The following is a 10,789-nucleotide window of genomic DNA, read 5'->3' on the forward strand; positions in this document are numbered from 1 at the left end:
AAGCGCGCAAACCTTCCGCGCTAGGCTCACATGATCGGTTTCAGCGCTGACCCGACACCCCGCCTCAACCACGGCCCGCGGATTCACGCGCGCCACCAAGAGAAACTGGAATAGTACCCGTGGTCCACCCCACCGAACCCGTCGTCGTCGCAGAGAAGTCAGTTATCGCCGGCCTGGACTATTGGCGCACGCTTCCGATCAAGCAGCAGCCGACCTGGCCCGACGCCGACACCGTGGCGGCGGCATCCGCGGAGCTGGCGACCCAGCCGCCCCTGGTCTTCGCCGGTGAGGTCGACATCCTCCGCGACCGGCTGGCCCAGGCCGCCAACGGCGGGGCCTTCCTGCTGCAGGGCGGTGACTGTGCCGAGACGTTCAGTGGGGCGACCGCAGAGCAGATCCGTAACCGGGTCAAGACCGTGCTGCAGATGGCCGTCGTGCTCACCTACGGCGCGTCCATGCCGGTCGTGAAGATGGGCCGCATGGCCGGCCAGTTCGCCAAGCCGCGCTCGTCGGCCACCGAAACCCAAGGTGATGTGCAACTGCCGTCCTACCGCGGCGACAACATCAACGGCATGGAGTTCACGCCACAGGCTCGCATCCCGGACCCCCAGCGGCTGATCCAGGCCTATTCGCAGTCGGCCTCGACCCTGAACCTGCTGCGCGCCTTCGCCGGCGGCGGTTACGCCGACCTGCACAATATCCACCGCTGGACCTTGGGCTTCGTCTCCGACAGCCCGCAGGGCGCGCGCTACCACGAGCTGTCGGAAAAAATCTCCGAGGCCCTGACCTTCATGGCCGCCATCGGCGTCACGCCGGAGAGCCATCCCGACCTGCACCGCGTGGAGTTCTTCACCTGCCACGAAGCCCTGCTGCTGGGCTACGAGGAGGCCATGACCCGCGTCGATTCCACCTCGGGCGACTGGTACGACACCTCCGCCCACCTCTTGTGGATCGGCGAGCGGACCCGCCAGCTTGACGGCGCCCACGTGGAATATTTCCGCGGCGTGAAGAACCCCATCGGCCTGAAGTGCGGCCCCACTCTTGACGCCGACGAACTGCTGCGCCTGATCGACGTGCTGAACCCCAAGAACGAGGCCGGCCGCCTGACGCTCTACGGCCGCTTCGGCTACGACAAGATCGCCGACCGCCTGCCCGGGCTGTTGCGCGCGACGAAAGCCGGCGGCCGCAACGTGGTCTGGGCCATCGACCCGATGCACGGCAACACGCTGACCGCCAACAACGGCTACAAGACCCGACCGTTCGACCGCATCCTGTCGGAGGTGAAGAGCTTCGTGGAAATCTGCAAGGCTGAGGGTGTCCACCCCGGCGGCGTCCACCTGGAGATGACCGGCCAGAACGTCACCGAATGCCTGGGCGGCGCCCGGGCGCTCAGCGAAGGCGACCTGGCCGACCGCTACCACACCCACTGCGATCCCCGCCTCAACGGCGAGCAGGCCCTGGAACTGGCCTTCCTGGTGGCCGAGAAGCTGAAGGAAGACCGGGTCGACCTGGCGCGGCGCGCGGCGGTTTCCATCTGAACTTGGCGTGGCTTGCGGGCCACGCCGGCCGAAGAAGGCCTGCCACGTCCATCCTCAGCTTGCCGCCCCGGGCGGGCGGCGCCAGTGTCCGCGGCTTCTTTGAAAACCAGGCGCCGATCCCATGGACCGTCCCGCGGCCCAGGCGTCCTCCTCGTGGGGAGGGCGTCACCCCCTCGTCCGCTATGACCTCTCCCAGCTCCTGAAGCTCTCGGGGCCCGTGGTGCTGTCGCGCCTGGGCATCATGACCATGGGCCTCACCGACGCGGTGGTGGTGGGGCGCTACTCCGCCCAGGAGCTCGGCTATCACGCCCTGGCCTGGGCGCCGGTCAGCGTGGTCCTGACCATGGCCATCGGCCTGTTCACCGGCGTCCAGGTGATGACCGCCCGGGCCATCGGCGAGGGCCGCCGCGAGGCCACCGGCGCGGTGCTGCGCCGGGGGCTCAGCTACAGCGTCTGGGTGGGACTGGCCTCAATGATCGTCCTGGCCCTTACCGGCCCGGCGTTCCTTCACGCCATCGGGCTGGAGGACGACCTGGCGGACGGCGCTACGCGGGCCCTGATGGTGTTCACCCTGTCCCTGCCGGTCTATGCGGTGAGCGTCACCGCAAGCTTCTGGCTGGAGGGCCTGTCGAAGCCTGGCCCCGGCGCCTGGTTCATGTGGGCGGCCAATCTGGTGAACCTTGCCCTGGTGCTGCTGCTGGCGCCCGGGACCTGGGGCCTGCCGGCCATGGGGGCGGTGGGCGCGGCCTGGGCCACCACCGGGGCGCGGGTGTTCCTCACCGTCGCCATGCTGGGCTATATTTTCCTGATGCCCGAGGCGCGCGCCCTGGGGGTGTTCACCAAGCCCGAGCGCAACCGGGCGGCGGAGGCCGAGCAGCGCCGCATCGGCTATGGCGCCGGCGCCTCCAACTTCTTCGAGGTGGCGTCCTTCGCCAGCATGAACATCATCGCCGGCTGGATGGGCGGCCTGGCGGTGGCGGCCTGGGCCATCGTGCTCAATGTGGCGGCCTTGGTCTTCATGGTGCCCCTGGGCCTCTCCACCGGCGCGGCTGTGCTGGTGGGCAAGGCCTACGGCGCCCGCGATCCGGCCGCCGTCAACCGGGCCGGGGCGGTGGCTTTCGGGGTGACTGCGCTCTTCGGTCTGCTGGTGAGCCTGGCCATCTGGCCCGCCGCCGAGCTGATCTCACACGGCTACACCCGCGACGCCGCCACCATCGCCATGGCGGCGCCTGCGCTGGCGCTGGCCTGCCTGATGTTCTTCCCCGACGCCCTGCAGGTGGTGGCCGCCCAGGCGCTGCGCGCCCGCGGCGACGTCTGGCTGCCCACCTACACCCACCTGGCCAGCTACATCGGCGTCATGATGCCGCTCGCCTACTGGCTGGCGATCCCCATGGGCCTGGGCCTGATCGGCATCACCTGGGCGGTGGTGGTGGCCAGCTTCATTTCCTGCGTCCTGTTGCTGGGCCGGTTCCGCATGCTCAGTCGACGCCTTCTTTAGGCCCCCAGGATCCAGCCTTCCTCGCGCTCGGCGTCGAGCACCACGTCGGCGGCCATGTCCTTGGCCGGGGCGAACAGGGCGCCCAGCTTGTTGGCCTCATCCAGCCGGGCGAAGTGCTCGGCGAGCGTGCGCACCTGCATCAGGTCCTTGACCTCGCCCGCCGCGCCCAGCGGCTTGATCAGGGACGGATAGACCTCGGCCAGCACCACGTCGACGCCGGCCAGGTCGGCCTCGGTGAGCGCCTTGAAGCCGGTCTCGAAAGGCCAGGCCTTCACCGCCTCGCCGCGCGCCTGCCTCAGGCGCCGCGCCACTGGGATCCCCAGGATCGCCTGGCCGCCCACCGAGCCATTGTAATAGGTCTTCCAGATCGAGGCCGCGCCCTTGGCCGCCAGTTCCGCGTGGCGGAACTCAGGCAGGTCGTCAGGCCCGTGCGGCCGGGTCTTCTTGGGCTGCAGGGTGGTCAACGTGTCCTTGGGCGGGCAGCCCCAGAACGGGAACGGCCCGCCGGTGATCCGCCGGTTGATCTCCGACGCCACCCCGAAGCGGTTGTTCAGGTTGTTGGGCTTGTCCTTGACCATCTTGTCCACCTGGTCCCAGGCGGCGCGCCAGGGCTGCTCGCCATTGAGCTTCAGGGCCTCGGCGAACCCGCGCGGGAAGCCCAGCGGGAAGTCGAACCCCACCAGCGCCCGCTCCGACCGCTTCTTCAGGTCGTCGAGGATCAGGTTCAGCCGGGCCTCGGCCTCGGCCCGGGTCGGCGGGTTGAAGGACTCGAAGGCCATGCGGAAGCGCACGTCGCGCTTGAGCACGCCGATCCACACGCTGTCGGCGCCGGTGGTCGGCTTGGCCGCTGCGCTCCAGTCGACGATAACATAGGCGCTGAAAAGGCGCGGCACGGGCGGCTCCGGGAGCTTGGGTGGGATGAGGGCTTGTAGACCCTCATCCCCAGGCGGCCAACGGGGCGTGATCACATAGCCTAGGCCAGCTTCACCAGCATCTTGCCGAGGTTCTCGCCCTTGAACAGGCCCAGGAAGGCGTCGGGCGCCCGCTCGATGCCCTCGAAGACGGTCTCCTTCCACTTCACCTTGCCGTCGCGGACCCAGGCCGCGAGGTCGCGGTGGAAGTCAGCCATCATGTCCCAGTGGTTGGAGACGATGAAGCCTTCCATGCGGATGTTCTTGCCGATCAGCAGCGCCAGGTTGCGCGGGCCGGGTTGCGGCTCGGTGGCGTTGTAAATCGAGATCATCCCGCAGATGGCGAAGCGGGCGCGCAGCCGGGCCGCGTTGAGCGCCGCCTCCAGGTGGGCGCCGCCGACGTTCTCGAAATAGACGTCGATGCCGTCAGGCGCCGCCGCCATCACCGCTGCCGAAAGATCCGTCTCGGCCTTGTAGTCGATGGCGTGATCGACGCCGATCTCCTTCAGGAAGGCCACCTTCTGCGGCCCGCCGGCCGAGCCGATCACCGTGTGCCCCTTGGCCTTGGCGATCTGGCAGACGAGGGAGCCCACCGCGCCGGCGGCCCCGGAAACGAACACCACGTCGCCGTCCTTCAGACCTGCAATCCTCAGCAGGCCGACATAGGCGGTGAGGCCCGGCATGCCCGCCACGCCCAGGAACGCCTGCGGCGGCAGGCCCATGGTGTCGACCTTCTGCACGCCGGCGGCCGGCGCATTGTAGCCCTCGCGCCAGCCCAGGTTCGACTGCACCAGGTCGCCCACCGAAAAGCCCGGCGCATTGGAGGCGGTGACCTCGCCTACCGCGCCGCCATCCATCGCCTTGCCCAGCTGGAAGGGCGGCGAGTAGCTCTTCACGTCGTTCATCCGCCCGCGCATGTAGGGGTCGACCGTCATCCACAGGTTGCGCACCTGCACCTCGCCGGCGGCGGGATCGGGCAGGTCGACGGTGGCCACCTCAAAATTGTCGGCGGTGGGCAGGCCGGAGGGACGGCTCTTCAGGCGGATTTCACGCACTGCGGTCATGGGGGTGTCTCCTGGGCGCTGGCCCGTTCAAACGGATGTTTAGCTTGCCCGCGCGGGTGGCGTCGAGGCCCGCTGGCGTGTTACGCGCCCCACCTGGGAGATTCCATGGCTGAGCATCTTAGGGGGGGCGTCATCGGCGCGGGCGTGTTCGGCGGCTACCACGCCGCCCAGTACGCGCGCCTGCCCGGCGTTGTGCTCTCGGCGGTGCTCGACCCCCATCCGGATCGGGCCGCCCGGGTCGCCGTGCCGCTGGGCGGCCGGGCATTCCACGAACTGGCCGAGTTCCTCGACGCGGTGGACGTGGTGACCATCGCCTCGCCAGCCACCCGCCACGCCGAGCAGGCCCTGGCGGCCATCGCGGCGGGCAAGTCGGTCTATATCGAGAAGCCCATCGCGGTCAGCGTCGCCGACGGCGAGAAAATCAGGGCCGCCGCCCAGGCCCGGGGCGTCGTCGTCGCCTGCGGCCACCAGGAGCGGGTGGTGTTCCGCGCCATGGGGCTGCTGGACGTGCCGCAACAGCCGCTGCTGCTGGAGGCCCTGCGCCACGGCCCGGCCTCGGAGCGTAGCCAGGACGTCTCGGCGATCCTCGACCTGATGGTCCACGACCTCGACCTGGCCCTGGCGCTGTCCGCCGGCGAGCCGGTGACTGCGGAAGGCGAGGGCCGCCGGGGCCCCCGCGGCGCCTGGGACACCGCCCGCGCCGAGGTCAGCTTCGACAATGGTTTCACCGCGATCTTCGAAACCTCGCGCGTGGCGCCCGAGCGCCGCAGGACCATGCGGGTGGTCTATCCTTCCGGCGAGGTGGAGATCGACTTTGTGACCCGGGCTTTCCGCAACACCACGCCCTTCGCCCTCAACCCCGACTTCGCCGACACCCCCGCCGCCGCCGATCCCCTGGGCGCCAGCGTCGAGGGCTTCCTGCAGGCCGTGCGCGGTGAGGCCCCGCGGCCGGTGGTGACCGCGCAGGAGGCGATTGCGGCGCTCGATCTGGCGCTCGCCATCGAACAGGCGTTGGAAGATCAGGGCCCGCGGGGCTAGCGTCGAGACGACCAACCTTCGGGAGACCTCGCCATGACCTCAAGCGCCCACGACTACGCCTTCGACAGCATCGACGGCGCGCCCCTGCCGATGACCAGCTTCCGCGACAAGGTGGTGCTGGTGGTCAACACCGCCTCGGCCTGCGGGCTGACGCCGCAGTACGAGGGGCTGGAGAAACTCTACGCCGACTACCGCGACCGCGGCCTGGTGGTGCTGGGGGTGCCCTGCAACCAGTTTGCCGGCCAGGAGCCGGGGACCGAGGCCGAGATCAAGGCCTTCTGCGAGACCCGCTTCAACATCGACTTCCCGCTCACCGCCAAGACCGACGTCAAGGGCGACACGGCCCACCCCTTCTACCAATGGGCCCGGACCGAGCTGGGCGAGCCCGCCGAGCCGGTGTGGAATTTCCACAAGATCCTGATCGGCAAGGATGGCCAGGCGCTGCAGGCCTTCGGGCCGCGCACCGACCCCCAGGACGCGGCGATCACCGCGGCGATCGAGCAGGCGCTCTGAGCCGCGCGGCCGTCCTGCGGTCCCTGGAGATCGCCGCCGACCGCCCGAACGAAAAAGGCGCCCCGCGGGTGCGGAGCGCCTTCGCCGTTGTCGAGGGTTTGACCCCTAGAAGAACTTGTACTGCAGCTCGATGCCGAAGGTGCGGGGCGGCGTCAGCGGATAGGTGCTGGCGATGCCTTCGACGATCGGGACCTGGGTGACCACCGCGCCGTTGATCGACGGCACCGTGCCCTCGCGCCGGTCCGCGCCCGCGCCGCCCTCGTAGCCGAGTTCGTCGAAGATGTTGCGGCCGTAGAGGATCACCGTGAAGCGGTCCTTGCCATCCTTCCAGGTGACCCGCGCGTCGACCTGGTCGTAGGCTGGCGAGCGGAAGTACGAGCGGGTGAAGATCGAGCCGTACTGCTCGTCACGCCAGACGTAGGTGGCCGAGGCGGTCAGCGAGCCCTCGCCCATGTCCCAGGTGTAGTTGCCGTTCAGCGCCACCTTGTGCTTGGGCGCGTTGGGCATCCGGTTGCCCGCGAGGTTCTGGCCCCGCTGGAACCCGCCGCCAGGCAAGCCCCGCGTGAAGATGTCCGCGCTGGTGGTGGTGCCCACGGGCCGGGCGTCACGATCGAGCGCGGCCGGGTCGGCCGGATCGACGACGCCGATCGCCTCTTTAACCTTCGCGTCGAGGTAGGAATAGTTGAACAGGAACTGGAGGTTGTTGATCGGCTGCCAGGTGGTCTCGACCTCGATCCCCTGACTGATCGCCTTGGGGATGTTGTAGAAGATCGAGTTCGCCTGGGCGAGACCGCCGGAGGTGGCGACCACGGTGATCGGCACCTGGGCATTGTCGTAGTTGTAGCGGAAGGCCGCCAGGTTCACCTGCAGTTGGTCGTTCAGGAAGTTCTGCTTCAGGCCGACTTCGAAGGCGTCGGCCAGTTCCTTGTTGGTGATCGGCGAGGCGCCCAGCACCGTGTCGATGCCGATGCGGAAACCGCCCGCCTTGTAACCGCGGCTGTAGCGGGCATAGATCAGGCTGTCGTCGTTCGGCTCCCACTGCAGTCCAGCCGTGCCGGTCACCGCCGACCATTCCGCGTCGTAGCTGCGGGTGGCGAAGCCAGTGGCCCGATCGTAGGTGGTGAAGGACGACACACCCGGCGGCAGGCCTTGGGCCGCGGTCGGCGCGGACACCACCGTCGGCAACTGGGTCAGGTCAACCGGCCGAACGAACGAACCGATCGCCCCCGGCAGCACCGGGTTCAGCTCCGGGGCGGCCAGGCAGGCCGGCACGGCGAAGCAGAGCACGCGCACGCTTTCACGGCCGGACTTCTCGTCCTGCGAATAGCGCAGGCCAAGCGTGGTCTTCCAGGTGGGCGCGAACTCCCAGTCGATCTGGCCGAACACGGCGCGGGATTTGATCTCCAGCTCCGGTCGGTTGTCGTAGATGCGCCGCTGGTCGATCGGCGCGCAGCTATTCAAGGTCTGGGCGCAGAATACGGTCGGCAGGGCCAGCGGACCGCTCAGCTCCGGCTGGTCGAACATGGTCGTGTAGACCGGCTGCTCGTACTCCTCCCAGTAATTGTAGGCGCCCAGCAGCCACTGGAAGGGCCCGTCGTTGGTCGACGCCAGGTTCAGCTCGTGGCTGATCCAGGTTTCGATCTCCTGGTAGTCGAAGCCGTAACGCGGCTGGATCGTCAGACCGCCCGGCAGGCCGAAAATGGTCGGCAGGGTGAAGGAGGTGATCGGCGCGGTGGCGTCCGCCGGCGTCGGGCCGGTCAGGTAGTAGTGATAGTGGGTCCCGCCGGCGACGTACTTCAGGTCGAAATTGTCGAAGTGGTAGATCCACTCGCTGGCGAAGATGACGGTCGAGTCCAGGTCGACGTCATAGGGCACCGTGGACGCGATCTTGCGCGCATCTTTCACCGCCGGGTTGACGCAGCCCTGCGGCGACGGGTTCACCACATTGGTCACACCGGTGCCGGGCCGGCAGGCGTAGCCGGGATTGAGCACCAGGGCGCCGCCGCTGGCCTGGTAGGTCGGGTAGGGGAAGGGCGTCCAGGTCTGACGCGAGCCTGGGCCGCCGCCGCCGTTTTCCCACTTGTAGGAGGCGAGCTTCATCCAGGCTTCGAAGTTCTCGGTGAACTGGAACTTCAACTGGCCTTCCAGGATCCGGGTGTCGATGATGTTGCCTTCGTCCGGCATGCCCGGGACGATGTTGTCAATCCAGCCGTCGCGCTGCTTGTCCCAGCTCGCGGCGAGCCGGAACTGCACGCCCTCGATCCCCGTGGGTCCGGAGACGGCGCCCTCGAACACTGTGCGGTTGTAATTCTCGTAGCGGCCGCGGACCTCGCCGTACCACTCTTCGGTGGGACGCTTGGAGATGATGTTGATCGCGCCGCCGATGGCGTTGCGGCCATAGAGCGTGCCCTGCGGGCCGCGCAGCACCTCGACCCGGTCGCTGAAGATCGGCGGTTTGCCGGCTTCCACTGTCGAGCTCGTATAGATGCCGTCGGAATAGATCGCCACGGCGCCTTCGGCGGCGTGCACGTTGGTCAGGCGGCCGACGCCGCGCAGGCTGGCGCGGTCCAGCTGGCTGGAATACTGCAGGCCCGGCGTGAAGTTGGTCATGTCCTGGACGGTGGTGATGCCGATCAGGTCACGACGCTCGGATGTGAACGCCGAAACGGCCACCGGCACGTCCTGCAGGCTCTGCTCGCGTTTCTCGGCGGTAACAACCAGCTCTTCGATGACGTTGGATTGGGCTTGCGCCGCCGTGCCGATCGCGGCGGCCAGCAGGGCGCTGGTCACCATAAGATGGTGCTTGAATTTCATTTGAACTGCCTCCCCGCAGCGTGAATGAGCGCTATTTCCTGCGCTTAAGCCGAAGCTGAAGCAGCGAAGGCCGGGCGTCAACGTGGATACTGCACGTGACCGCCGATAACTAAATCTTGCTCACTTGTTTGCAACACCAGTGGCGGCGTGCTGACGCGCCCCCGCTATTGTGCCTTCGGGCGTTTTGAGCGAGGGTTCGGCTGTTACGGACATTGTTCTTCCCAAAGAACAACCCTGAGGCGCGCTTCGGCGCGCCTCTTTCTTTTCCGGTGACTGCTGGAACGGGCTTCGCATCTCATCGGAGACTGAACGGCGCCGCATCTCGCAAACCCTTGTGCGGCAAGCGGTTCAGCCCCTTCCAGGATTTCCGGACGGCAACAATTCAACTCCGTGGCAGCATTCCTTGACTACACGTACAGGTAGCGTCTGGCGGTGAGATTCGTCTGCGGCCTTTTCCACTTGCGGCCTGCGCCGTAAGGAAGACCCCTCTAGAAGTGGGAGGCGGCCATGCATCGTAAACCGGACGGGTCTTGGGACAAGACCAGGCTGCCCAGCCGCCATGTGACCGAGGGGCCGGCGCGCGCGCCGCACCGGTCCTACTATTACGCCATGGGCCTCGGCAGCCGCGAGATCGCCCAGCCCTTTGTCGGCGTGGCCTCCTGCTGGAACGAAGCCGCCCCCTGCAACACCGCCCTCATGCGCCAGGCCCACGCGGTCTCCCGGGGCGTCAAGGCGGCCGGCGCGACCCCGCGCGAGTTCGTCACCATCACCGTCACCGACGGCATCGCCATGGGCCATGAGGGCATGCGCTCGTCCCTGGTCAGCCGCGACGTGATCGCCGATTCGGTGGAGCTCACCATCCGCGGCCACAGCTACGACGCCCTGGTGGGCATCGCCGGCTGCGACAAGAGCCTGCCGGGCATGATGATGGCCATGCTGCGGCTCAACGTGCCCAGCGTGTTCCTCTACGGCGGCTCGATCCTGCCCGGCAGCCTGGATGGCCAGGACCTGACCGTGCAGGACGTCTTCGAGGCCGTCGGCCAGTTCTCGGCCGGCACGATCACCGAAGAGCGGCTTTGCCAGGTGGAACAGCACGCCTGTCCGGGCGACGGCGCCTGTGGCGGCCAGTTCACCGCCAACACCATGGCCTGCGTCTCGGAGGCCATCGGCCTGGCCCTGCCGCTCAGTTCGGCGCTGCCGGCCACCTACCTCAGTCGCGACGACTACGCCCGCGCCTCCGGCGAGGCGATCATGCGTCTGATCGAGCAGAACATCCGTCCGCGCGACATCTGCACCCGCAAGGCGTTCGAGAACGCCGCCGTGGTGGTGGCTGCGACCGGCGGCTCGACCAACGGCGGGCTGCACCTGCCGGCCATGGCCCATGAGTGCGGCGTCGACTTCACGCTGAAGGAC

8 protein-coding genes are annotated in these 10,789 nt (G+C 68.1%); 5 read left to right on the plus strand and 3 right to left on the minus strand.

What is annotated here, in order from left to right:
• Positions 1-164: 164 nt before the first annotated feature.
• The gene (locus tag ACLL81_RS00795; protein WP_411286452.1) at positions 165-1,538 is read left to right on the plus strand and encodes a class II 3-deoxy-7-phosphoheptulonate synthase; all 1,374 of its coding nucleotides are present in this window, start codon (positions 165-167) and stop codon (positions 1,536-1,538) included.
• 121 nt (positions 1,539-1,659) lie between these two features.
• A complete protein-coding gene (locus ACLL81_RS00800) occupies positions 1,660-3,036 on the plus strand; it encodes an MATE family efflux transporter (RefSeq protein WP_411286445.1) in 1,377 nt (458 codons plus the stop codon).
• Here ACLL81_RS00800 and ACLL81_RS00805 read toward each other — a convergent pair.
• Together ACLL81_RS00805 and ACLL81_RS00810 are read right to left on the minus strand one after the other, a co-directional pair.
• Positions 3,033-3,929 (minus strand): cobalamin biosynthesis protein CbiG, encoded by an 897-nt coding sequence (locus ACLL81_RS00805; protein ID WP_411286446.1) that lies wholly within the window; start codon positions 3,927-3,929, stop codon positions 3,033-3,035. The two genes, ACLL81_RS00800 and ACLL81_RS00805, sit on opposite strands and share 4 nt — an antisense overlap.
• Before the next feature lie 80 nt (positions 3,930-4,009).
• Positions 4,010-5,011: an NADP-dependent oxidoreductase gene (locus ACLL81_RS00810; protein ID WP_411286447.1), complete on the minus strand. Its 1,002-nt coding sequence runs from the start codon at positions 5,009-5,011 to the stop codon at positions 4,010-4,012.
• Positions 5,012-5,116: 105 nt separating this feature from the next.
• Between ACLL81_RS00810 and ACLL81_RS00815 the strand changes: the two genes are divergently transcribed.
• Both ACLL81_RS00815 and ACLL81_RS00820 read left to right on the plus strand, forming a co-directional pair.
• Positions 5,117-6,049, plus strand: a complete 933-nt coding sequence (locus tag ACLL81_RS00815; protein WP_411286448.1) for a Gfo/Idh/MocA family protein — start codon at positions 5,117-5,119, stop codon at positions 6,047-6,049.
• A 33-nt stretch (positions 6,050-6,082) separates the two neighbouring features.
• Positions 6,083-6,562, plus strand: a complete 480-nt coding sequence (locus tag ACLL81_RS00820) for a glutathione peroxidase (protein WP_411286449.1) — start codon at positions 6,083-6,085, stop codon at positions 6,560-6,562.
• 105 nt (positions 6,563-6,667) lie between these two features.
• Here the strand turns inward: ACLL81_RS00820 and ACLL81_RS00825 are convergent, their stop codons facing one another.
• Positions 6,668-9,376, minus strand: a complete 2,709-nt coding sequence (locus ACLL81_RS00825) for a TonB-dependent receptor (protein WP_411286450.1) — start codon at positions 9,374-9,376, stop codon at positions 6,668-6,670.
• Between the two features lie 507 nt (positions 9,377-9,883).
• Here ACLL81_RS00825 and ACLL81_RS00830 point away from each other — a divergent pair.
• Positions 9,884-10,789: dihydroxy-acid dehydratase (locus ACLL81_RS00830; protein ID WP_411286451.1), on the plus strand; the 906-nt coding region annotated here is incomplete at its 3' end.

Origin of the sequence: Phenylobacterium sp. (genome assembly GCF_046590535.1) — a bacterium.
In the GTDB taxonomy this organism is placed as follows: domain Bacteria; phylum Pseudomonadota; class Alphaproteobacteria; order Caulobacterales; family Caulobacteraceae; genus Phenylobacterium.

Excerpts from the sequence above, each read along its gene's own strand:
- ACLL81_RS00800 (WP_411286445.1), top strand. The coding sequence starts at position 1,660 with ATGGACCGTCCCGCGGCCCAGGCGTCCTCCTCGTGGGGAGGGCGTCAC.
- ACLL81_RS00810 (WP_411286447.1), bottom strand. The coding sequence starts at position 5,011 with ATGACCGCAGTGCGTGAAATCCGCCTGAAGAGCCGTCCCTCCGGCCTG.
- ACLL81_RS00815 (WP_411286448.1), top strand. The coding sequence starts at position 5,117 with ATGGCTGAGCATCTTAGGGGGGGCGTCATCGGCGCGGGCGTGTTCGGC.
- ACLL81_RS00820 (WP_411286449.1), top strand. The coding sequence starts at position 6,083 with ATGACCTCAAGCGCCCACGACTACGCCTTCGACAGCATCGACGGCGCG.
- ACLL81_RS00825 (WP_411286450.1), bottom strand. The coding sequence starts at position 9,376 with ATGAAATTCAAGCACCATCTTATGGTGACCAGCGCCCTGCTGGCCGCC.